We start from the raw sequence: 22,971 nt of genomic DNA, 5'->3' as shown, positions 1-22,971 counted from the left end.
GTGCTCTCCCAGGCGTCGCCGGAACCCTGTGCGGACCGCCCCACGAGCGCGGTCCATGCTCCCGGTTCAGGACCGGTCCTTCTCGGCCCGCTCGGGCGGCCCGTCAACCCGGTCGCTTGTTCCACGACGCTCCGGCGTGATCGGAGCGAGATCGGTGATCCGGTACCGGAAGAACTCCCCTTCGGCCCAGCGGCCGGTGCCGAAGAACCACCCCACTCTTCCCGCGCTGGGGACGGTGACACCGCCGAAGGTGGCCCAGGCCGTGATCTCGCCTCCGAAGGGGTGCCATCCCCAGGATCCGGTGTTGTCCGGGTCTCCCCACCGGTCGAAGACGAACGACCGGATCCGGCCGTCGGCGGTGAGTTCGTAGCAGGTCCGGACCGTCTCACCGTCGACGGAGTGGCTGACGCCGATGTGCGTGTCGTCGTCGGCCCACCACGTCGCCCCGAAACGGGGCAGCAGCGCCGTCGGCGCCCAGCACGCCTCCGCCCCCGCCCGCTGCGCGGCCGAACGGGACACATCGCCTTCCTCGGCGTGGACCAGGGGAACCAGACCGGCCACCTTCCAGTCCATGCCGCCGTGTCCTGCGGCGTAGTGGTCCGAGCCGGTGATGAGGGCGGCGACGCGTGCCGTCCACACGAAACCCCGGTGCGGGGCGAGTATCTGACGGGCCCGGAACGGCAGCCACCTTCTGATCTTGATGCTGCCCCGCATGCGCAGGCGGACGGCCATCGCCAGAGGCGTGCCCGGCGCGATGGCACCCACGAGGTGCCTGCGTACCGGCGCGGGTAGTTCCGCGACCTCGGCCGCGGTGAAAGCCGCAGGGGCGGGCAGCCGTGTCAGGAGTGCCGCTTCGAGGTGTGACCGCTGCGTTCTGTTCATGCCGTCTCCCCGTCACGCCTCACAAGCAGGAAGGCCAACAGTGTTCCCGTAAGGACGACCACGTCCACGACGACGCCCGCACCGGTCTGGGAGAGATCGGCCAGCAGGATCGGCAGCGACAGGGCCGTGGCCGCGAGCACGGTAGGCGCCCAGGCAGGACGCCCCACCGCCAGCAGTACGGCGGCGCAGCAGAACAGCGCGGCCGCGCCGAGCCACACCACCCCCACCAGCCGGCCTCCGGCCGTTCCGGGATCCGGCACCATCCGCCCGTAGGTAAGCTCGCCCACCTCGGTGATCCTCCACAGCAGCAGGAACCCGGCGATGTGGATGACACCGTGGACGAACAGGACGGCTCCTCCTCCGATACGCAGCCACGTGCGCACGCCGCGCCGCGTCGTCGGCAGCCCACGCGACCGCGGCCCGCGAGGAGATGAGTCGTCCGCACCTGCCACTAAATGTGCTGGCATGTCCTCCTCCTTGGTTCTCGCTTCCATCTGATCGTGCGGTGGCGTTTCGCGCAGCGGCCGAAGGGCCTGACCGTCTGGGACTTCCGGCTCCCGCCGTTCCCCCTTCCGCTGGTGGGATAGAGGAGACGGCAAGCGGACCGCAGGAGCGGAAACCACTCCCCTCTCACCGGGAGGATCTCGATGGTCGAACACGTGACGACCCCGGGCGACCTGGGTCGCCGGATGAGCAGAAGGCGTGAGGACCTGGGCCTGACCCGTGAGCGGTTGGCCGGCCAGGCGGAATCGACCCGCTCTACCTGGCATACCTGTCACCTGGGCGGTCAAGCTCCGGCCAGTCGAGGCGTGGCCGAGGGCGGGGCAAGCAGCCTAAACTCCCGTTGTCGGCGCGGTGCTCCGCCCGCCATCGCTCCATTGACGGTGAGGTGTCCGAGGCAGAGCTCGCCAAGGAGTACCGGTGAGCCGCTCGACGCTCCATCGCATTGTTCGCGCTGCGCCTGAGCGGGGAAGCAGGCGCGTTGCCTGCCCAGGACGCTGCGTCGCTTTGTTTCCGTCCTCTGTTCGCTGATCTGGAGAAGTACTTGTGACCATGGAAAACCCCGGAGGGGTCACCGCGAAGCTGGCGGTCCTGATCGATGCGGACAACGCCACGCCCACGGTGATCGAGGAACTGCTGGCTGAGGTCGCCAGGTATGGGACCGCCCACGTCAAGCGTGCCTACGGCGATTGGACGGATCCGCGTCTCAAGGGCTGGAAGGATCGGCTGCTCGCCCAGTCGATTCAGCCCATGCAGCAGTTCGCCTACACCACCGGCAAGAACGCCACCGACGCCGCGATGGTCATCGATGCGATGGACCTGCTGTACACGGGCCGCTTCGACGGGTTCTGCATCGTTTCCTCCGACAGTGACTTCACCCGTCTGGCCGCCCGTATCCGCGAGTCCGGGCTGACCGTGTACGGGTTCGGGGAACGCAAGACGTCCAAGCCGTTCGTCGCGGCCTGCGACAAGTTCATCTACATCGAGAACCTGCGCTCCGGTGCCCGGGCCAGGCCCGTCTCGTCGGCCCCGCCGAGGGGCCTGTCCGACGACGCCGACCTGATCAACCTGCTGCGCCGTGCCGTGGAGGCCGCCTCCGACGACGAGGGCTGGGCGAACCTTGCGAGCGTCGGCCACATCGTCACCAAGCAACGCCCTGACTTCGACCCCCGCAACTACGGCTATCCCAAGTTCAGCGACCTGTTCGCCGCCACGGACGCGTTCCAGGTGGAGCGTCGCATGCCCGGCGGTGGAAAGACCGCGGTTGTCTACGCGCGCGACAAGGCCCGGACCGATGCCCTGTAGACGGCGCAACGGACGCCGCTGAATGGTCGCGGCACACCATCACACCCACTCGGAAACGCCCCTACTCGGCGTCAGGCCTCACCGCTTACGCCCTCAGCGGCGGTGCCTTCCCACAAGAGATCAACTCAGCGGGTTGATTATCTGCAGTCGATGGGCGTCCTGCCTTTCGTGCGTCGCGGTCTACGCGGTTTCCAATGGCTTGCCATGGTGAAGCGTCTCGGCGTACGAGAACACGTAGCCGTTGCCCACCTCGACCGGCGCCAGGGCGGCGAGGTCGGAGGAGGCGACGTCGGGGAAGCTCAGTGTGGCCCGGCCCGTCCACAGCTCGGAGAACTCCACACCGCTCACCTCCGACACGACGAGCTGTGACAGCGGCTCCTCCGACGGGAGCCACGCGGGGAAGAACCTGGTGTGCACCAGTGGGACGGTGTGCAGGAGCGGCGGCTCCGCGGCCGTCGACTCCACCGTCACGCTCGCCTCGGCGACCCGCCTGCCGCCGGAGGACAGCGTGGCGTCGAACCGCCCGCCGGGCGCGAGCCTTGGTCCTGCGCGCCCCACTCGTACCGGCCGGATCTGGTGGACCTCGCCGAACTGCTTCGGCATGCCCTGGATCCACCCGCGTACGAGCGGCACCGCCTTGTCGACCCACGCGTACGGGCAGCGTGCCAGCCTGCGGCCCCGGTAGGCGCAGGCTATGAGGATCAGGAACTCGGTGAAGCCGCATCGGCCAGGGTCGGCCAGTTCCGCGCCGTCGTCCGAGCACCACTGCCACTCGGCGAACACCGCGGCCGCCGCGCCTGGATCCGGGCCCAGCGTCAATTCCGGCGGGAGGAAGCCCGCCGCCGCGTCCGGGTCCACACGGTAGTCGACCATGATCACGTCTCCGGAGAAGTGCCATGGGGGCTTTGTGATCATGGAGGAACGGCCGGAGGGCGACAGCGGGAGCGTGTATCCGTGCGGCTCTCCTGTCCGCAGGGCGGGCGGGGCGGGGGGTGAGGTGGTCATCGTCCTGGTCCTCTCTTGCCGGGGATGACGTTCCAGACACCGGCCAGGCGCTCGACGGCGCGGGCCAGCCGACCGGGGTCGTTGAAGCTGTAGGCGAGTCGTACGGCGGACACGGGGTTGCCGCCGCCGTGGCCGAGATCGCCGGGGCTCCGGTCGCCGTTGTGGCCGTCCGGGCGCCGTGCTGGGCGTCGCCCGGGGCCGAAGCGGGAGCCTGCGGCCACGTACACGTCCGCCTGTTCCGCGGCGGTCATCAAGGCGTGTTCGGGGTGGTGCGAGCGCAGCCACACGAAGAAGCCTCCTGCCGGGCGGTCCAGCAGGAAGGCGTCGTTCAGATGGGCGGTGAGCGCGTCCACCAGGGTGTCGCGGCGCTCGCGGAGCCGGTCACGCAGCCAGGTGAGATGGCGGTCGTAGTGCCCTTCTTCCATGAGGGTCGCGACGGCGAGCGAGGCGGTGTGGTTCGGGCAGCCGCCGCTCCTGAACACGCCGTGCCCGGCGAGCCGGTCCACGAGCTCGGGAGCGGCGACCAGCCAGCCGAGGCGGAGGCCGGGGGCGAGGCTCTTGGAGAAAGTGAGCAGCCGGATCACCCCCCGGTGCCGGGCGAGGCTCGCCATCGGGGGCGGCGTGTCCTGGACATCGGAATGGGGCCCCGGCTCCATGTCCAGGGCCTGGTTCAGGAGGAGGTCGGCGTAGGCGTCGTCCTCGACGATCAGGGTTTGGTGGTTCCGGGCCACATCCAGGAGCGCGTGGCGGCGTTCCAGGGGGACGACCAGGCCGGTCGGGTTGTGGAAGGTGGGGTTGAGGTAGACGAAGGCGACGCGCCCGCGGGTCTCCGCGAGGGCGGCGGCCAGGGCGTACGGGCTCATCCCGTACTCGTCCCCGGCGACCTCGTATGCGCGCAGCCCGCAGTCGGCGAGGATGAGCCGCCCCAGGTCGTAGCAGGACTCGTCCACCAGGACGACGTCGCCGGGGGCGGCCAGGGTGGTGGCGATCAAGTGGAGCGCGTGCGAGGTTCCGGCCGTGACCAGGACGTTCGCGGGATCGCACGGCACGCCGTCCCGCTCACGTACGCGGGCGGCGAGCCGGGTGCGCAGCGGGAGAGCTCCGCGGTCGTCGCCGTAGGCCAGCGCCGCGGAGCCGTAGGCCGCCAGGGAGCCGGCGTACGACGCGGCGAGCAGGTCGGCCGGAAGCAGGCCGGGGTCGAGATAACCGGGGCCGAGGTCGATCACATGGGGCGGGGCGACCGACTGGACGACCCCTTCCCACCACTGCCGTGTGTGGGAGAGCGGGCCGGCGACCTGTACGTACGGCGTCATGTGGCGGCGAGTACGTGGCGCAGCGCGCGTGTGGCCTCGCTGAGCGGGCCTGCGGAGCGGGCGAGGGCGATCCTCAGCATGCTGTCGCCCTCGGCGGGGTTGGCCCAGTGGAACTTCTGGCAGGGCAGGACGTACACGTTCTGGTCGCTCAGCGCGGACCACACGTCCAGAGCGGAGCGGTCGCCGACGTGCACGCGTTCGACGCTGGCCCGGCTGTCGAGGTCGGGGAAGCCGACGCCGGGCAGGTGGGAGAGCTCCTGCCGTACGTGGGCACGGTTGCCCGCGATGAAGCGGTGCAGGTCGGCGAGGCCGCCGTCGGCGGCGTCCTCGGCGAAGCGCTGCACCAGGGCCAGGACCAGCGGCGACGCGCCGAGCAGGATGTCGGAGTAGATCTTCGGGATGGGCAGGCCCAGCTCGGCGGAGAACACCAGCCAGCCGATCTTCAGTTCGAGCGTGGGCCACAGTTTGCCGGTGTCCTCGATGACGACCCAGCGGCACCCGCTGTCCTCCAGCACCCGGTAGTGGTCGTAGTGGCCGCGCGGGTCGAAGCCGCGGAAGGACGTGTCGAGCGCCAGCACCACGTTATGCCGGGCACACTGCGCGGCGAGCGCGCGTAGCCGTTCCTCTGTCAGCACGCGTCCTGTCGGGTTGTTGGGGGTGGTGACGAAGACGCAACGTACGGAGTTCAGCAGGTCGGGATCCAGGTCGCCCTCGTGCAGGCGGTCCTCCTCCAGCGGGACGAGCCGCAGTCCCACGCCGCGAAGGATGTCGGGGATGTTGTCGAAGGTCGGGTGGATCAGCGCGACGGGGCCGCCCTCCCTGACCATTGCCCTGGCGAAGATCTCCATGGCCACGGAGGAGGAATAACAGGCCAGCACGCGGCCGTCGCCGCCCGGGTGGCTGTGCTGGCCGAGCAGGTCCAGGTATGCGCGGCAGGCGTCCAGCTCCACCTCCTCCGGAGGACTGGCCGCGGTCTTGGCGAAGAGGTTCGGCAGGTCGTCGATGATACGGGCCTGGCCGGGGGTGAGCGCCTGCCTCGCATGGCCGTCGGCCATGTTCAGCCGACTGTTCAACGCCATGAATTCGAATTCGGTGAGATTTCTGGTGGCGGTGTCGGGGAGGGACGCCGTCGCCTGGATTTCCTGCATGACTTTCACCTCACAGTGGGTGTGCCGACAACTTTCACGAGACGCGGAATATGCGGACGACTTTGTTTGCTCCGATACCGCGCCCGACGGTCTGCGTTTTTCGTTCAGGAGTCAATTACGTTGCCGTTTCTCTTGGGCGGTGAGAGTCTGCCGCCAGCGGATACTCCTTCGGACGGCACGGAAGGACGATGGCGATGGACACCGCGACAGCCGCTGTGGCGGCGAAAAAAGAGGCCGCTTCGACGAGATCGGCGAAGGTCTGGACCGGGATCGTTTCCGGCGCCGTCGCCGTGCTTTTGCTGGCGTACGCCGGAGGGCCCGGCTATTACGTCGACGAACTCTATTTCCGGGTGGCGGGAGAGCATCTCGCCTGGGGTTACGCCGACCAGCCGCTGCTCGTCCCGCTGCTCTCCTGGGCGCAGATCGCGCTGTTCGGTGACTCGCTGACCGCGATCCGCGTCGTGCCCGCCGTACTGGGCGGTGTGGCGGTGTTCGTCGCGGGGCTGACCGCCGGGGAACTCGGGGCGGGACGCCGGAGACAGGTGCTGGCCGCCTGCGCGGCGGCCGCGTCGCTGGCCACACTCGCGGCCGGGCACGTCCTGCATCCCACCGCCGTCGACCACCTGGTGTGGGTCACGGCCTGCTGGCTGGTGATCAGGATCATCCGTACCGGCGACCAGCGGCTCTGGCTCGCGGCGGGTGCCGTGGCCGGGGTCGGGCTGCTGGCCAAGTACCTGGTGGTACTGCTCGCCGTCGGGCTGGCGGCCGGGCTGCTGATCGCCGGGCCGAGGCGGATCCTGCTGAGCCGCTGGGCGGCGGGCGGTGCCGCGCTCGCGCTGCTCATCGGGGCTCCAGGGCTGGTGTGGCAGGCGGTGAACGGCTGGCCGCAGCTCACCATGGCCGGCGTGCTCACCTCCGGCGACAGCGGCGTGGTCGACTTCCTGGTGGGGCAGGTGCTGATGATCGGGCCGTTCCTGGCGCCGGTCTGGGTCGCCGGGCTGGTGGCGCTGCTGCGGCGGGCGGAGTGGCGGTCGTACCGGCTGGTCGCGGTGGCCTACCTGGTCATGGTGCCGGTGCTGATGCTGCTCGGGGCCGAACCCCGCTACACCGAGGGCCTGCTGTCGGTGCTGCTGACCGCCGGGTGCGTGCGCGCGGCGACGCCCGCCCGCCGCCTGTGGCTGGGCGTCGCCGCGGTGGTCAACGGGGTGCTCGCCGCGCTGATGGTGCTGCCGGTCCTTCCCGTCTCCACGTACGCGGCCAACCCCGTGCTCGCCGCGCTCGGTGAGGAGCAGTTCGGCCAGACCGGCTGGCCGAGCCTGGCCGCGCAGGTCGCCGCCGTCCACCGGGCGCTGCCCGAATCCGAGCGGCGGCGTGCCGTCGTGTACGCGCAGAACTACGGCGAGGCCGGGGCGCTCGACCGGTACGGTCCGGCGTACGGGCTGCCGCCGGTCTACAGCGGCCACAACGCCTACGCCGGCTTCGGCCGTCCGGCGGACGCCAAGGACGTCGTCATCGCGGTGGGCGTGGACCGGGCGGCGTTCTCGGCGCTGTTCGAGCGGTGCGAGGCGCGCGGGCGGCTGACGTTCGACGTCCCGCACTTCGAGGAGGGCAGGGAACTGCTGGTGTGCGTCGGGCCCCGCAGGCCGTGGTCCTCGATGTGGGACGGGCTGCGGTGGACGGGGACGTTCTGACCGGGTCATGACGGCTCGGCCCTTCGCCGGGACGAACAGGACGAGCGGGACGAGCAGGCGCGCGGGCCGTGCGGCGCCGCGAGGATGGCCGCGCCACCGGGGAAGCCGGGCATCAGCGCGCGGGACCGGTGGGTGCCGGCCGCGAGCGGCGCCGTCGAGAACGCTTGCGCCAAGGGGAGATCGGTCATCGCGGGCCTCCGTCATGCGGGACGAGCTCCGGGTTCGTACGGGATATCCCGGCGGACCGCCGGCCGAGCGCGCAGGACGGGCCGGTCAGGGCCGTGATCATCAAGAAGGACTCGACGGCGGGTGGACGACGTGGCCGACGGCCGGGACATGCCTCGTTTCGACGAGGGTGACGCCGTCGCGGTCGCCGGAGGCCACCGCGAGATATGACGCGGTCATCCGGCCCGACGTGCCGCCCCCGGCGATGACGACTTTTCTGACCATTCTGCTGCCCTTGTCCGTGCGTAAGATAAGTGAGCGCCGAGAAAACAGGAAACAGCGATTGGCGAGGCGCCCTTTTCAAGGGTGCATGATGCGCCGCGGGGATTCCAGCTCATTGACGCGGTAGCTAAATAGGGCGGTCAGACGGGTCTTCACGCCTGCGGCGCGGACGGTGAGCTGCCGTACGCCGGCCATGTCGCGCGGCTCATGGCGGCTGTATCGGCTCAGTTGGATGGTGATTCGATTCTGAACCCAACCGCAATTGACTCTTCAACGGACGCTGAGTTAGCTTGGGCATGACAGGGGGCTTCGCTACCCGGCGACCTCGGCAACGGCCGGGAGCTGTCCAAACAAACGCGCGTCCCGCGGTCGTTGTGCGTGCTATTTCCGCAGCTCGCGCGCGTCCTGCAGCATCGCGTACGGCAGCGCCCCACCATCATGGCCAAAATCTGCTGAGAAATGGGAGCCGCCGTGCTGCGGATTCATTTCACGGTCGAGGACTTGGCGCGGCTGCGCATGGCGGCGACGCTCGGCCCGGTGACCGAGAGCGTCTTCGCTCTCGACCTGTTCGGGCGCGGCGGTGCCGTGCCCGGCGAATGGCGCAAGGGAGTGCGCGAACGCATGAACGGCGAGGCCGCTCACGTGGAACGGCTGGCCAGAGAACGCCGCCCGGTCGAGGAACTACTCGACGTGGTGACACACACCCGGTCCGACAGCCAGGCGATCTCGGCGGTGCTCGCGTTCTGCCAGGCCGCGGTCCTGCCCTACTGGGGCCGGGTACGCGGTTACCTGGAACTGGAACGCGAGACGTTCGGGCGCATCACCATCACCAACGGTGTGGAGTGCCTGCTCGACACCCTGCACCCCAAGCTCATGTGGAACCCCCCGGTGCTGGAGGTGCCGCACGACACCGACAGGGACGTGCATCTCGACGGGCGTGGCCTGCTGCTGAGCCCGTCGTTCTTCCTTCAGGTCAAGCACTGCCTGTTCCTGGACAGGGAACAGGAGACCGGCCTGCCGGCCCTGGTCGTGTCGGTCCCGTGGACTCCCGGTGTGCTGACCGAACTCGTCGCCGAGCCCATGACCGCCGACGAAGCGCTCGGCGCGCTGGTCGGGCACACCAGGGCGGCGGCCATGCAGGCACTCACCAACAGTTGCACCACCGGCGTGCTCTCCGAACGGCTCGGCATCTCGCTGGCCGGCGCGAGCAAACACGCCGCGGTGCTGCGCAAGGCGGGACTCATCACCACCGCGCGCAACCGCAACACGGCCCTGCACACCCTCACGTCCCTGGGTGTGGCACTACTGCGCGGCGACTGGCCTCGCCTCCCGGCGCAACTGCAAAACCCCGCGAGCTTCCAACGCAGCTGAAACCCCCCCGCGAGGAGGAACAGTGAGCAACAATCCCTTCGAGAACCCGGACGGCACCTACCACGTGCTCGTCAACGACGAGGGCCAGCACTCGCTCTGGCCGTCCTTCGCCGACGTGCCCAGCGGCTGGAACGTCGTGCTGAGCGACACCGACCGGCAAAGCGCGCTCGACTACGTCAATTCCAACTGGATCGACATGCGGCCGAACAGCCTCGTCGCCGCGATGAACGACCCGGCGCAGAAATAGATCATGCTACCGCTGATCGTCCAGGGCGCGGGCGAGCCGGTCTCCGCGTGGATCACGCGGAACGTGCGGGAGATCCGCGACAACCTGCTGGTGAACGGAGCGCTGCTGTTCCGCGGGTTCGACGTCGGTGGCGTCGAGGGCTTCGACGAGGCCGTACGCGCGATGTCGGGCACGCCTCTGGCCTACACGGAGAGATCGTCACCCCGCAGCGTGATCAAGGGCAACGTCTACACCTCGACCGACTATCCGCCCGACGAGGAGATCTTCCTCCACAACGAGAACTCCTACCAGGCCGTGTGGCCCATGGTGTTGTTCTTCCACTGCCTCCAGCCACCCGCCTCGCTGGGCGCGACACCGCTGGCCTCCACCCGTGAGGTGTACGCATCGCTCGACCCCTCGGTGCGCGAGGAGTTCGAGCGGCGTGGCTGGATGGTGGTGCGCAACTATGACGACGACTTCGGAATGCCGTGGCGGGAGGCGTTCAACACCTGCGACCGCGACGAGGTGACCGCGTACTGCAGGCGTAACGGTGTGCGGGCGGAGTGGCTCGACGGCGGCGCGTTGCGCACCAGCGCCGTACGCGACGCCGTGCACCGGCATCCGGTGACGGGCGAGCCCGTCTGGTTCAACCACGCGACGTTCTTCCACGTCACGACGTTGCCGGAGAGCGTACGCGAGGGGCTGCTTGAGGTGTGCGGCGAGGAGAGGTTGCCGAGCAACACCTACTACGGTGACGGCGGCCCCATCCCCGACGAGATCATGGATCATCTGCGCAAGTGCTACCGGGCCGCGTCCCGCCGTTTCGACTACGAACCGGACGACCTGCTGGTCATCGACAACATGCTGACCTCGCACGGGCGCGAGCCCTACGCGGGGAGGCGGAGGATCGCGGTGGCCATGGCCGAGCCATCGTCTAGCCTGGCCGGTTCTCCGGCTCCTGGTACCTGAGCTGCCTGATCCTGGCGGAGATCACCAGCAGGACCAGCAGGTCGGCGAGCAGGCCCGGCACCGCGGAGAACTGGTTCACGATGAATGCGAACACCTGGCCGAACAGGATGTCGGCCAGGATCGCCAGGTTGAGGATCTGGAAGGCGGTCAGGCGGTCGTGCCGCGAGAATCCCAGCATGGCGGCCCCGACCAGGCACAGCACCACTGTGACCGCGGCGGAGGTGGCCAGCCCGATCACCGCTCCCCGCTCGGGCTCGCCCATGAGGGTGGGGCGGTCGTAGGAGTTCTCCAGTACCAGGCCCACGAGTGGGAGCGGTGCGCGTACGACGAGGTAGGCCACCGCGACCACGACCATCGCGGGGTGGCGGATCAGCCGTTCCAACCAGGCCACCGCGCCGCTCACCCACAACCGCACGCGGCCCACCGCCTCCTTGGGCGGCACCATGCCGAGCAGGCGGACGGTGGCGGCGTCCAGCGGATCGCCGGAGTCCTGCACCAGGCGGATCGCGTTGCGCCGCTGCTCCGCCGTCAGCCCGGAGATCGTGCCGGCGAGGGCGGTGTTCATGGCGTTCGCCGTGCGCTCGGTGCCGGTGTAGGCGGTGCGGGCCTTGAGCCACTGGGCCAGCATCACCAGCGCCGCGAACGTCACATAGATGATCCCCGCGGCGGGCCGGTAGAAGTAGTCGTTGCTCGTGGTCACGAACTTGCCTACCTCATCGGCGAACGTGCCGAACCCCGCCCCGCCGAGCAGCGCCGCCCCCATGCGCGCCCCCTGGCCGAGGAAGGTGAGGGTGACGACCAGCCCGGTCGCCATCAGCAGGCCGCCCCACAGCACGTGCGCGACGTGCAGGTCGCCGCCGCCGAGCCGCGGGTAGCCGGTGCTCGCCAGATAGGTGCGGATGAGCAGCACCGCGCTGATGCCCGCGATGGCGAAGACCTGAAGATGGGTCGCCGCACTGGTGACACGGGCCAATCCTGATCGGCGCACCGATGGACCTCCTTCATGGCGGTGAGATCATCAGTACCTTTTCCTGGGCCTTTTCCATGACGCGGACGCCGCGGGCGGCGCCGACGACGAATTTTTCACCTGAGCCGCCGGACCGGAAATCAGCCGTATCGCGCAAAGGTCCCGCAGCCGACCGGCACGCGCTCGTGCAATGAGCTCGCGCATGCAATTCCTTTGAGTCACGCTATCACACGTCACGGTGACTGCGCTGTTTCACCCCTGGCTCAAACACATTGAACAGCGCGACCACATCCTTGATTCTTGACCACGAGATGTGCTGAGCAACCACGACCGTTGTCAGCGAAGGGAGTGACTTGTGTCAACATTCGAGCTACGCCCGGACGAGGCGGCTGCGATCCTCGATCTGGCGAGCGAACTGGCCCTGCGGCACCCGAGCGTGGAATCAGCGGAATTCCAGGACGTGAGCCGTACCCATGTCGATGAGTTACCGCGCCGGCTGCGGGCGGCACTGTACGATTTCCGGCTCTCCGAACCTTCGGGAATCCTCGTGCTGTCCGGTCTCCCCATTGACGACGACGCAATCGGCCCGACCCCACCCGACTGGCGCAACCAGCCGGAACCGTCATCCACGCTGGTACTGGACATAGCGTTCTTCCTGGTGGCGAGCCTGCTCGGGGATCCGATCGCGTGGGCCACGCAACAGGGCGGGCGCATTATGCACGACGTTTTTCCGATCAAGGGATTCGAGTACGAGCAGATCGGGTGGAGCAGCGAGGAAACGCTCGTCTGGCACACCGAGGACGCTTTCCATCCACTTCGCACCGACTATCTCGGGCTCATGTGCCTGCGCAATCACGATCGTGTGGAAACGACATATGCCGACGTCGGTGACCTGCGCTTCGACGAAGCCACGGAAACCTTGCTCCGTGAGCCTCGGTTTCGCATTCTTCCCGACGATTCGCACCGCCCGGCCAATCGCGTCACAGCACACGACGACGACCCCAGGACCGCTGCCCTGCGGGAACGCGGTTACCGACGCGTCGAGAGCGCGCTGAACGATCCCGAGCCCGGCCCCGTGCTTTTCGGCGCGCCCGACGACCCCTATCTTCGCGCCGATCCCTCGTATATGGCAGGAACACAGGACGAGGCTGATGAGAAAGCACTCGCCGCGCTCGTCTCCGCCGTCGAGGCAGCCATGACAGGAGTCGTTCTCCAGCCTGGCGACATCTGCATCATCGACAATTTCAAGGCCGTGCACGGGCGCAAGCCGTTCCGCGCCAGGTTCGACGGAACCGACCGATGGCTGCGCCGCCTGAACGTCGCCAGGGACCTGCGTAAGTCTCGTGAGTTCCGGCTGGACGCGCGTTCCCGCGTCATCTACTGACCACCCGGATCGAGCTAGGAGTCCCGGACATGGACAACCCGACGGCGCCCGCCCGCGAGAACTCCCCCGCCGTCCGCCCCGACCCGGCGAACCCGGCCGACCTGCTCGATCTGTTCGCCGGATGGGTGCGGCGCGACCCCGGGCGGACGGCCGTATCCGTCGCGCCGCCCCCCGGTAGCGGACCGGACGGCGACGGGCCGCCCGGCCACGGATCACTCAGTTACGGTGAGCTCGACGCGCTGGCCGATCGACTCGCCCGCCGCCTGCGCGCGCTCGGCGCGGGCGCCGACACGCTGGTCGCCGTGTACGCGGAACGCGGCCCCGACCTCGTCGTCTCCCTGCTCGGGGTGTTGAAGGCGGGGGCCGCGTACCTGCCGCTCGACCCTGACCTCCCGGCAGGCCGTCTCTCCCTCGTCGTCGGCGACTCCGGTGCCCCCGTCATCGTCACCCAGCGCCACCTGCGTGAACGGCTGCCCGTCACCGCCGCCCAGGTGTTGTGCGCCGACGACGCCCCGGGGCGGGAGCCGGACGAACACCGCGCGCTCGTACGGCCCGCCCGGCGGGAGAACCTGGCGTACGCGATCTACACCTCCGGGTCCACCGGCCGGCCGAAGGGCGTGCTGGTCGAGCGGCGGCAGCTCGCGGCGTACCTGGCCTGCTGCCTGCGCGACTACCCGAGCCTGGCGGGAACCGCCACGCTGCACTCGTCGGTGTCGTTCGACCTGTCGGTGACGACGCTGTGGGGGCCGCTCGCGGCGGGCGGACGCGTCCATGTCGCCCCGCTCGACACCGCGTCGGCCCGGCCGACGTTCCTGAAGATCACGCCAAGCCATCTGCCCCTGCTCGACGAGATGCCCGCCGACCGGTCGCCCACGGAAGACCTGGTGATCGGCGGTGAAGCCCTGTACGGCGAGGCACTCGAACGCCTGCGGGCCGCGCGTCCCGCAACAGCGGTGATCAACGAGTACGGCCCCACGGAGACCACGGTCGGCTGCGTGGCCTTCCGCCTCGCCCCCGGCGACCGCTCCCCCGGCGGCCCGGTGCCGATCGGCCGCCCGATGCGCGGCGTTCGCGTCCACCTCCTCGGCCCCGACCTGAGCCCCGTGGGCGAGGGCGAACAGGGCGAGCTGTACGTCGCCGGCTCCGGCGTGGCCCGCGGCTACCACGGCCGCCCCGACGCCACGGCCGAGCGCTTCGTCGCCGACCCCTACGGGCCGCCGGGCGAGCGCATGTACCGTACCGGCGACCTGGCCCGCCTCCTGCCGACCGGCGACCTCGAATACCTCGGCCGTGCCGACGACCAGATCAAGATCCGCGGGCATCGGATCGAGCCGGGCGAGGTCGAGGCCGCGCTGTGCGGCCATCCGGGAGTGGCCGCCGCCGCGGTGACGGCGGCGGACGAGCGCCTGCTGGCGTACGTGGTCCCGGTCCACGAGCCGGGCCCGTCGCCCGAGCACCTGCGCGGGTTCCTCGCGCGCACGCTTCCCGAGTACATGATCCCTTCCGTGTTCGTCTCCCTGGAGCGGCTCCCGCTGGCCGCCAGCGGCAAGGTGGACCGGGCCGCGCTGCCCGCGCCCAGCCGGGAGGACGGCGCGGACACCGGCTACACGGCGCCGCGCACCCACGAGGAGCGGGTGATCGCCGAGCTGTGGGCCGAGATGCTGGGGCTGGACCGGGTGGGCGTGAACGACGACTTCTTCACGCTCGGCGGCAACTCGCTGCTGGCCTTCCGCCTCGTCCGGCGTATCCGCGAGGCGCTGGGCACGGACCAGCCCGCCCTCTCCGTCTTCCGCAAACGAACCGTCGAGGCCCTGGCCGCCTCCCTCTCCACGAGCGCCACCGAACCGTCCCGCTCAGACGGACCTCTGGACACGGAGCGTCCCACGGCGCGACCTGACGAGGCCAAGCCGGACGAAGCGCCCTCCCCGAACCGGCCCTCCCCTGGCGGGTCCGACGTCATCGTGCCGCTTCCGTCCGGAGACCCGGCGCCGCTCTCCTTCGCGCAGCGGCGGTTCTGGTTCTTCCACGAGCACGATCCCGAGAGCGTCGAGTACAACGTCCGGTTCGGTTACCGGCTGCGCGGCCCGTTCGACGTCGAGGCGCTGCGTACGGCGCTGGGCGAGCTCATCGCCAGGCACGAGCCCCTGCGCACGGTCATCCGGTCCGTGCGGGGCGAACCGGCCCAGGTCGTACGGCCCGCGGACGACGTCGAGGTGCCGCTCTCGGTCACCGACGTGTCCGGGCTCGGGGAGGAAGAACTCAAGCGGCTGCTCCTGCGGGAGACGACCCGGCCGTTCGACCTGGCCGCCGGGCCGGTGCTGCGCATGACGCTGCTGCGCAGGGCGGCCGACGACCACCTGCTGATGCTGAGCCTGCACCACAGCGTGATCGACGCCCTGTCGATGCGGATTCTGGCCGACGAACTCGGCCTGCTGTACGACGCCGCCAGGCACGGACGGCGCGCCGAGCTGCCGCCGTTGCCGATCCGGTACGCGGACTACGCCGCCTGGCAGCGCGACCGCTGGACCGACGAGCGGTTGGAGAGCCGGCTCGCCTACTGGCGCGAACGGCTCGACGGGATCACCCCGCTCGACCTGCCGGCGGACCGCCCCAGACCGGCCGTCCGCTCGTGGGCGGGGTCGGCGTACCGCTTCACCGTGCCCGCCGAGCTGGTGGCCGCGCTGGAACGGGTGGCGGCACGCAACGACGCGACGTTGTTCATGGCGCTGGTGGCGGCCTGTCAGCTCCTGCTCTCCCGCTACGCGGGGCAGAAGGACGTGGCGGTCGGCACCCCGGTGTCGGGCCGCGACCTGCCCGAGTTCGATCCGCTGATCGGTTGCTTCATCAACACGCTGGTGCTGCGCTCGACCGTGGACGAGCACGCCACGTTCGCCGCGCTGCTCGGCGAGGTACGCGAGAACGTGCTGAACGCGTTCGACAACCGGGACGTGCCGTTCGAGCGGCTGGTGAGCGAGTTGGGCGAGGACCGGGACCCGAGCAGGACGCCGCTGGTCCAGGCGATGGTGGCGCTGCAGAACGCCCCGCCCAAGGTGCCGAACTTCGGCGGCGTGCGTACCGAACGGCACGAGCTGCCGCACGTATCGTCGATCTTCGATCTCACGCTGGAGTTCGCCGAGCGGGAGGGCGAGGGCGACGGCGGGCTGGACGCGATGATCGAGTACAGCACGGACCTGTTCGAGCCCGCGACGGCCGAGCGCCTGGCCCGGCACCTGGTCTCGCTGCTGGAGTCCGTGACGGACGCTCCCGGGCTGCCGATGACCCGTCTGCCGCTGAGCGGTGGCGCGACCGGCGGGCCGGTGACCGGTGCGCCGGGCGACCGGCGTCCCGTGCACGTTCGGTTCGAGGAGTGGGCACGGCGCACGCCGGACGCGGTGGCGGTGGAGTGGCGGGGCGGCAGGCTCACCTACGCCGAGCTGAACGAGCGCGCCGGCAGGCTCGCGGGCCACCTGGGCTCGCTGGGCGTCACACGCGGCGTGCCCGTGGTGGTGTGCATGGAACCGGGCGCGGCGATGGTGACGTCGGCGCTGGCCGTGCTCAAGGCGGGAGCGGCGTACGTACCGCTCGACCCTGGCACGCCACGCGACCGGCTGGCCTACGTGATGACCGACACGAGGGCGCCGTTCGTGCTGTCCGACGTGGCCCGTGCGGGCGTCCGGGTGGTCCACCCCGGCGACGGCGGGGAGTCCACCGGCGGCGTCATCCCGAGCGTGACACCTGACGACCTGGCGTACGTGATCTACACGTCCGGCTCGTCGGGACGTCCCAAGGGGGTCATGATCGATCATCGAGGGCTGTCGGACCTGTGCACGTGGCATGTGGCGGCCTTCGGGGTGGAGCCGCAGGACCGGGCCTCACAGGTGGCCTCGCCGGGGTTCGACGCGGCGGTGTGGGAGGTCTGGCCGTACCTGTGCGCGGGCGCGCGGGTGGCCTTCCCGGACCGGGACACGCTCGACGATCCCGACGCACTGGTGGAGTGGTTCGCCGCCGCGGGCACGACGATCTGCTTCCTGCCGACGCCTCGGCTGGAGACGGTGATCGACGTGCCGCGGATCGAGCGTACGAGCCTGCGTACGGTGCTGACCGGCGGGGACGTTCTGCGCCGCCGCCCACGGCCCGGCCTGCCGTTCCGCCTGGTCAACAACTACGGCCCGACGGAGACGACGGTGGTGGCCACGGCAGGCGAGGTCGGCCCCGATGGCGACGGGCTCCCCCCGATCGGCGTGCCGGTGACGGGCAGCGCCGGGTACGTGCTCGACGCCTACGCCAACCCCGTGCCCGTAGGCGTGCCGGGCGAGCTGTACGTGGCCGGTCCCGGCCTGGCCAGGGGGTACCTGAACCGGGCCGACCTGACCGCGGAACGGTTCGTGGCCGACCCGTTCGGGCCCGAGGGCGGGCGCATGTACCGTACCGGCGACCTGGTCCGGCGGCTGCCCGGTGGCGAGCTCGAATACCTGGGCCGCACCGACGACCAGGTGAAGATCCGTGGCATCCGCATGGAGCCGGGCGAGATCGAGGCCGTGCTGCAACGGTCCCCGTCGGTGGGCGGCGCGGTCGTGCTGCCGAACCGCGGGCGCGACCGGCTGACGGCCTACGTCATCCCGTCGGGCCGGGGCGAGCCCGACCCGGAAGGGCTGCGGCGCTTCGCCGCCACTCTCCTGCCCGGCAGCATGGTGCCCGCCACGATCATGGTGTTGCCCGCGTTCCCGCTGACCGTGCGCGGCAAGGTGGACCGGGCCGCGTTGCCCGACCCCGGCGCGCCGGAGCGGGCAGGCACGTACGTGCCGCCGGAGGGCCCGGCGCAACGGGAACTGGCCAGGATCTGGCGCGAGGTGCTGGGCGTCGAGCGAGTGGGCGCGCGGGACTCGTTCTTCGCGCTGGGCGGCGACTCCATCCTCGCCATCCAGACGGTGTCGAAGGCACGCGCCGCCGGACTGCGGTTCACCTCGCGTGACCTGTTCCGGTGGCAGACGGTCGAGGCGCTCGCCCCACACGTACAGCGGGCCGCCGAGCGTGTGGAGGAGGAGCCGGGCGACGTGACCGCGCCGCTCACCCCGATCCAGCACTTCCTGTACGACCGGTTCACCGTGCCCGGCGTGTTCCAGCAGTACGTGACCGCCGAACTGGACGAGAACGTGGACGCCGACGCGCTCGAATCCGCGGTGCGCGCCCTGGTCGAGCACCACGCGGCACTGCGTACCAGGCTTCGGGCAGGAACGCAGCGGACCGTGGAGGACACCGGACGCCTTCGGCGGGTAACGGTCGGCGGCGACGCCCTCGCCTGCGAGATCGAGGCCGCGCACCGGAGCGTCGACGTCGAGAACGGCCCCGCGATGGTGGCCGTGCTGTTCACCGGGGCCGGGCGGCCCCGGTTGCTGTTGAGCGCGCACCACCTCGTCGTGGACGGCGTGTCCTGGCGCGTGCTGCTCGATGACCTGAACACCGCCTACGGCCAGGCCGTCCGGGGCGAGCCGATCGATCTCGGCCCGCGCGGCACGTCGTTCGCGCGGTGGAGCAGGGCGCTGGCCGCCCACGCGGAGACCGGCGCGTTCGACGACGAGAGGCCCCACTGGGCGGACGTCGCCGCGCGCACGACGGCGATCCCCCTGGACCGTGCGGGCGCCGACACCGTGGCCTCGGGACGGCAGGTGACGGCCGCGCTCGACGAGGACGTCACCCGGGCGCTGCTGCGCGACGTCCCCGACGTCTATCACACGGAGATCATCGAGGTGCTGCTCGCCGCGCTGGCCCGCACGGTCACCGACTGGACAGGACACGGGGATCTCGTGCTCGGCATGGAGGGCCACGGCCGGGAGGAGATCATCCCCGACGTCGACCTTTCGCGTACGACCGGCTGGTTCACCACGTACTTCCCGCTGGCGCTGACGATCCGGGACGCCGGCTGGAGTGAGCTGATCAAGTCCGTGAAGGAGCAGGTACGGGCCGTGCCGAAGCGCGGGCTCGGCTACGGCGTGCTGCGTTACCTGCGCGGCACCGTGCCGGACTGCCGTCCCGGGATCTGCTTCAACTACCTGGGCCGCTTCGACCCGCCGACGGGCGGCGGGCTCTACCGTGAGGTCGAGCCGATCGGCCTGTTCCAGGACCCGGGCGACAGCCGGCCACACGCGATCGACGTGATCGGCGCGATCCGCGACGGACGGCTCGAACTGACGTGGGAGTACTCGTCAAACCTGCACGACGATGCCACCGTCGAGCGACTGGCGGCCGATTTCGCCGCGAACGTCACCCGCCTCGTACGCCACTGCGCCGAACCCGACGCGGGCGGCCGTACCCCGTCGGACTACCCGCTGGCGCGCCTGGACCAGGCGGCCGTCGACCGGCTGGCGGGTACGGGCCGCGCCATCGCCGCCGTCTACCCGCTCACGCCCACCCAGAACGGCATGCTGTACGACTGCCTGGCCTCCGGCGACGACCTCTACCTGGCGCAGTTCGAGATGGACGTCGACGACGTGGACGACCCCGAGGCACTGGCCATGGCCTGGCAGGCGGTGGTGGACCACACGCCGATCCTGCGCACGGGCCTGGCGTGGGAAGGTCTCGACACTCCTGTACAGATCGTGCGCCACCAGGCCGGGCTGCCGGTCACGCACCATGACTGGCGGGCTCTGCCTGCGGAGGAGCGGCGGGCCCGGCTGGCCGCGCTGCTGGCCGCCGACAGGGCCGAGCCGCTCGACTTCGCCGAGCCGCCGCTGTGCAGGCTGGCGCTCATCCGCGTGTCGGACACCCGCGTCCACGTCGTGTGGACCCTGCACCACGTGCTGCTGGACGGCTGGAGCGTGCACCGGCTGCTGCCCGACGTGCTGTCGGCCCATACCGCGCTGCGCGAAGGCGTCACCTGGCGGCCCGAGCCGCGACGCCCGTTCGGCGACTACGTCGAGTGGCTGCTGTCCAGGGATCCGGCGGCGGACGAGGAGCATTGGCGCGCGGCCCTGGCCGGGTTCACCGCGCCGACGCCGCTCCCCTACGACAGGGTCCCCGCGCCGCGGTATCGGCCGAAGGCGGCCGAGCGCCTGCGTACCGGCCTGCCGTCCGAGGTCACCCGGCGGCTGGCCGCGTTTGCGGGTGAGGGCGGGCTGACGCTCAACACGCTCGTGCAGGGCGCGTGGTCCATCCTGCTGTCGCAGCACGGCGGCGAGCGGGAGGTGTGCTTCGGCGCCACGACGTCGGGCCGGCCGGAAGAGCTGGCCGGAGCCGAGTCCATGATCGGCATCTTCATCCAGACCCTGCCGGTGCGCGTGCTCGTGGACGGTGCTCGGCCGTTGCTGTCCTGGCTGAGCGAGTTGCAGCAGGCTCAGGCGCGGGCGCGCGGGCACGAGGCGGTCTCGCCGGCGCGGATCAGGTCGTGGACCGGGCTGCCGCCGGGCACCTCGCTGTTCGACAGCACGATCGTGTTCGAGAACTACCCGATCGAGGCGCGGGAGGCACGGCTGAGCGGCGTGGACGCCGCCGAGGCGAACGGCTACCCGCTCAGCCTCGTCGTCTACCCGGGCGACGAACTGGAGTTCGTGCTGCTCTACGACCAGGCGCTGTTCGACGAGGCGACCGTGCGGCGGCTGGGCGAAGGTCTGAAGGCCCTGCTGACCCAGATGGCGGCCCAGGCGGGGGCTCAGGTGGGGGCTCAGGTGGGGGCTCATGTGGGGACGCTGACCGCGCTCGATCCCGGCGAACGACGGCGGACGCTGGCCGAGTGGAACGACACGGCCCGCGACTACCCCGAGCGCGCGGTGCACGAGCTGTTCTCCGAGCGGGCGCGTGCCATGCCGGACGCGGTGGCGCTGCGGGGGGACGGCGACCCCATCACCTACGCCGGGCTCGACCGCCGATCGGACGAGCTGGCCCGTGTCCTGTCCGGGGTGGGGGTGCGGCCGGGGTCGCGGGTGGCGATACTGCAGGCGCGTACGGCTGACGCGATCGTCTCGACGCTGGCGGTGCTCAAGGCGGGCGCCGCGTACGTGCCGCTGCACCCCGGCTTCCCACCGGACCGCCTGCGCTGGATCCTGAACGACACCCGCTCGGCGGCCGTGCTCACCGATTCCGCGATGGCGGACAGGGCGGGCGAGCTCGGCGTGCCCGTCGTCCGGATCGGCGACGAGCCCGCCGCCGACGGCCCGATCCCGGCGAGCACGCCGCCCGACCAGCTCGCGTACGTGATGTACACCTCAGGCTCGACCGGCGAGCCCAAGGGCGTCGCGATCACCCACAGGGGCGTCGTCAGCCTGGCCTGGGACAGTCGGTGGCGGTCCGGGCACGAGCGTGTGCTGTTCCATTCTCCGCACGCCTTCGACGCGGCCACGTACGAGATGTGGGCGCCGCTGCTGACCGGCGGCCAGGTCGTGGTGGCCACGGGCGAGCTGGACGCGCAAGGGCTGCGGTCGCTGGTGGCCGAGCACGGCGTGACGGCGACGTTCGTCACGGCCGCGCTGTTCAAGCTGTTCGCCGAGGAGTCGCCGGAGTGCTTCGCCGGGATGCGTGAGGTGCTGGCGGGCGGCGACGCGGTCGCGCCCTCGGCGGTGTCGCGGGTCACGGCCCACTGCCCGGGCACGCGGGTGCACAACGGGTACGGGCCGACGGAGACGACGACGTTCGCCCTCACCGGAGAGCTGACGCCCGAGCTGGCGCGGGCGGGGCTGGCTCCCGTCGGACGGCCGGTGGACAACACCCGTGCCTACGTGCTCGACCACAACCTGTCGCCCGTGCCCGTCGGCGCGCCGGGCGAGCTCTACCTCGCGGGCAGCGGCCTGGCCAGAGGGTACTTCGGCAGGGCCGGGCTGACGGCCGAGCGCTTCGTGGCCGACCCGTACGGGCCGCCCGGTGAGCGCATGTACCGCACGGGCGACCGGGTCAGGTGGACGGCGGACGGCGACCTGCACTTCCTCGGCCGGGTGGACGACCAGGTGAAGATCCGGGGGTTCCGCATCGAGCCGGGCGAGATCGAGTCCGCGCTGCTCGACCGTCCTGGTGTGGCCGAGGCCGTGGTCGTGGCCAGGGAGGGCTCGGGCGGACGCAAGACGCTGGTCGCGTACGTGGTGCCCGCGGCCGGGCAGAAGCCGCGGGGTGAGGTACTGGCGAAGGAACTGGGTGCGCGGCTGCCTGCGTACATGGTGCCGTCGGCGTTCGTGTTCCTGGAGCGGCTGCCGCTCAACCGCAACGGCAAGGTCGACCGCGGCGCGCTGCCCGAGTCGCCGCGCGAGCCCGAGCGCGCGGGCGAGCACGTCGCGCCGCGCAACCCCACGGAGGAGGCGCTGTGCCGTATCTGGGAGCAGGTGCTCGGCCTGGACGAGATCGGCGCGCACGACGACTTCTTCATGCTCGGCGGTGACTCCATCTCAAGTCTGCGGGTGACGTCGCGGATGCGCCCGGCCTTCGGGGTGAGTTTGTCCCCGGCCGACGTGTTCGTGGCGCCGACCGTGGCCGAGCTGTCCGAGCTGGTCCAGGACAGGATCCTGGACCAGCTCGAAGCGGCGGCGCGCGAGTCGTGAACGACTCACCCCCGCGCCGCCGCACCTGCCTGTGGACGTTCCCGCGGCGCCTCTTGGCGTCGTAGGGGCGCGGCGGCTCCGATCACCCGACGATGTCCTCACATCGCCGCCTCAGGAATTCGACCGTCTTCGCCGGGGAGGTCATGCCTTTCCCAGCGGTCTTCGGAAAACCGCCCCCGTTGCCGCGCTTTACGACAGCCCTGCACAGGGCGCTCATTTCGCTGGCGGAGCAACCGCTTTTTTG

Annotated in this window: 14 protein-coding genes; 7 read left to right on the top strand and 7 right to left on the bottom strand. The window is 70.6% G+C overall.

What is annotated here, in order from left to right:
- Positions 1-66: 66 nt before the first annotated feature.
- Both ACFOYY_RS30585 and ACFOYY_RS30580 read right to left on the bottom strand, forming a co-directional pair.
- Positions 67-882: a DUF6544 family protein gene (locus tag ACFOYY_RS30585; protein WP_386194406.1), complete on the bottom strand. Its 816-nt coding sequence runs from the start codon at positions 880-882 to the stop codon at positions 67-69.
- A complete protein-coding gene (locus ACFOYY_RS30580; protein WP_386194403.1) occupies positions 879-1,265 on the bottom strand; it encodes a hypothetical protein in 387 nt (128 codons plus the stop codon). The genes ACFOYY_RS30585 and ACFOYY_RS30580 overlap by 4 nt, the downstream gene beginning before the upstream one ends.
- Before the next feature lie 670 nt (positions 1,266-1,935).
- On the opposite strand from ACFOYY_RS30580, the gene ACFOYY_RS30575 reads away from it, so the two are divergent.
- The gene (locus ACFOYY_RS30575; protein ID WP_386194400.1) at positions 1,936-2,688 is read left to right on the top strand and encodes an NYN domain-containing protein; all 753 of its coding nucleotides are present in this window, start codon (positions 1,936-1,938) and stop codon (positions 2,686-2,688) included.
- Between the two features lie 180 nt (positions 2,689-2,868).
- Here ACFOYY_RS30575 and mppR read toward each other — a convergent pair whose 3' ends face one another.
- The 3 genes from mppR to mppP are packed head-to-tail and all read right to left on the bottom strand — an operon-like array spanning position 2,869 to position 6,085.
- Positions 2,869-3,693, bottom strand: coding sequence for an enduracididine biosynthesis enzyme MppR (gene mppR, locus ACFOYY_RS30570; RefSeq protein ID WP_352016294.1), 825 nt, complete (start codon positions 3,691-3,693; stop codon positions 2,869-2,871).
- The gene (locus tag ACFOYY_RS30565) at positions 3,690-5,006 is read right to left on the bottom strand and encodes an aminotransferase class I/II-fold pyridoxal phosphate-dependent enzyme (RefSeq protein ID WP_386194397.1); all 1,317 of its coding nucleotides are present in this window, start codon (positions 5,004-5,006) and stop codon (positions 3,690-3,692) included. Before ACFOYY_RS30565 ends, mppR begins: the two co-directional genes overlap by 4 nt.
- Complete coding sequence (gene mppP / locus ACFOYY_RS30560; protein WP_386194394.1) at positions 5,003-6,085, bottom strand: enduracididine biosynthesis enzyme MppP; 1,083 nt, start codon at positions 6,083-6,085, stop codon at positions 5,003-5,005. Before mppP ends, ACFOYY_RS30565 begins: the two co-directional genes overlap by 4 nt.
- A 263-nt stretch (positions 6,086-6,348) precedes the next feature.
- On the opposite strand from mppP, the gene ACFOYY_RS30555 reads away from it, so the two are divergent.
- Positions 6,349-7,845 carry a glycosyltransferase family 39 protein gene (locus tag ACFOYY_RS30555; RefSeq protein ID WP_386194391.1) on the top strand — a complete coding sequence of 499 codons (1,497 nt, stop codon included), beginning with the start codon at positions 6,349-6,351 and terminating at the stop codon, positions 7,843-7,845.
- A gap of 288 nt (positions 7,846-8,133) precedes the next feature.
- Here ACFOYY_RS30555 and ACFOYY_RS30550 read toward each other — a convergent pair whose 3' ends face one another.
- Complete coding sequence (locus ACFOYY_RS30550; RefSeq protein ID WP_362783492.1) at positions 8,134-8,295, bottom strand: tryptophan 7-halogenase; 162 nt, start codon at positions 8,293-8,295, stop codon at positions 8,134-8,136.
- A 468-nt stretch (positions 8,296-8,763) separates the two neighbouring features.
- Here ACFOYY_RS30550 and ACFOYY_RS30545 point away from each other — a divergent pair, with 468 nt between their 5' ends.
- The 3 genes from ACFOYY_RS30545 to ACFOYY_RS30535 are packed head-to-tail and all read left to right on the top strand — an operon-like array spanning position 8,764 to position 10,858.
- Positions 8,764-9,663 carry an ArsR/SmtB family transcription factor gene (locus tag ACFOYY_RS30545; protein ID WP_352016299.1) on the top strand — a complete coding sequence of 300 codons (900 nt, stop codon included), beginning with the start codon at positions 8,764-8,766 and terminating at the stop codon, positions 9,661-9,663.
- A gap of 22 nt (positions 9,664-9,685) precedes the next feature.
- Complete coding sequence (locus ACFOYY_RS30540; RefSeq protein ID WP_352016300.1) at positions 9,686-9,910, top strand: MbtH family protein; 225 nt, start codon at positions 9,686-9,688, stop codon at positions 9,908-9,910.
- 3 nt (positions 9,911-9,913) lie between these two features.
- Complete coding sequence (locus tag ACFOYY_RS30535; protein ID WP_362912097.1) at positions 9,914-10,858, top strand: TauD/TfdA family dioxygenase; 945 nt, start codon at positions 9,914-9,916, stop codon at positions 10,856-10,858.
- Here the strand turns inward: ACFOYY_RS30535 and ACFOYY_RS30530 are convergent.
- Positions 10,824-11,846, bottom strand: coding sequence for a hypothetical protein (locus tag ACFOYY_RS30530; RefSeq protein ID WP_362783486.1), 1,023 nt, complete (start codon positions 11,844-11,846; stop codon positions 10,824-10,826). The genes ACFOYY_RS30535 and ACFOYY_RS30530 overlap by 35 nt on opposite strands.
- A gap of 334 nt (positions 11,847-12,180) precedes the next feature.
- Between ACFOYY_RS30530 and gntD the strand changes: the two genes are divergently transcribed.
- Both gntD and ACFOYY_RS30520 read left to right on the top strand, forming a co-directional pair.
- The gene (gntD, locus tag ACFOYY_RS30525) at positions 12,181-13,209 is read left to right on the top strand and encodes a guanitoxin biosynthesis L-enduracididine beta-hydroxylase GntD (protein WP_362783484.1); all 1,029 of its coding nucleotides are present in this window, start codon (positions 12,181-12,183) and stop codon (positions 13,207-13,209) included.
- Positions 13,210-13,238: 29 nt separating this feature from the next.
- Positions 13,239-22,727 (top strand): amino acid adenylation domain-containing protein, encoded by a 9,489-nt coding sequence (locus ACFOYY_RS30520; protein ID WP_386194386.1) that lies wholly within the window; start codon positions 13,239-13,241, stop codon positions 22,725-22,727.
- Positions 22,728-22,971: the final 244 nt, after the last annotated feature.

Origin of the sequence: Streptosporangium jomthongense (assembly GCF_042650425.1) — a bacterium.
In the GTDB taxonomy this organism is placed as follows: Bacteria; Actinomycetota; Actinomycetes; order Streptosporangiales; family Streptosporangiaceae; genus Streptosporangium.
This window is presented reverse-complemented; position numbering and strand designations above follow the sequence as displayed.

What these genes read in the sequence shown, in the direction of transcription:
- ACFOYY_RS30585 (WP_386194406.1), bottom strand. Translation starts at nt 882, where the DNA reads ATGAACAGAACGCAGCGGTCACACCTCGAAGCGGCACTCCTGACACGG.
- ACFOYY_RS30575 (WP_386194400.1), top strand. Translation starts at nt 1,936, where the DNA reads ATGGAAAACCCCGGAGGGGTCACCGCGAAGCTGGCGGTCCTGATCGAT.
- mppR (WP_352016294.1), bottom strand. Translation starts at nt 3,693, where the DNA reads ATGACCACCTCACCCCCCGCCCCGCCCGCCCTGCGGACAGGAGAGCCG.
- ACFOYY_RS30565 (WP_386194397.1), bottom strand. Translation starts at nt 5,006, where the DNA reads ATGACGCCGTACGTACAGGTCGCCGGCCCGCTCTCCCACACACGGCAG.
- mppP (WP_386194394.1), bottom strand. Translation starts at nt 6,085, where the DNA reads ATGGCGTTGAACAGTCGGCTGAACATGGCCGACGGCCATGCGAGGCAG.
- ACFOYY_RS30555 (WP_386194391.1), top strand. Translation starts at nt 6,349, where the DNA reads ATGGACACCGCGACAGCCGCTGTGGCGGCGAAAAAAGAGGCCGCTTCG.
- ACFOYY_RS30550 (WP_362783492.1), bottom strand. Translation starts at nt 8,295, where the DNA reads ATGGTCAGAAAAGTCGTCATCGCCGGGGGCGGCACGTCGGGCCGGATG.
- ACFOYY_RS30535 (WP_362912097.1), top strand. Translation starts at nt 9,914, where the DNA reads ATGCTACCGCTGATCGTCCAGGGCGCGGGCGAGCCGGTCTCCGCGTGG.
- ACFOYY_RS30520 (WP_386194386.1), top strand. Translation starts at nt 13,239, where the DNA reads ATGGACAACCCGACGGCGCCCGCCCGCGAGAACTCCCCCGCCGTCCGC.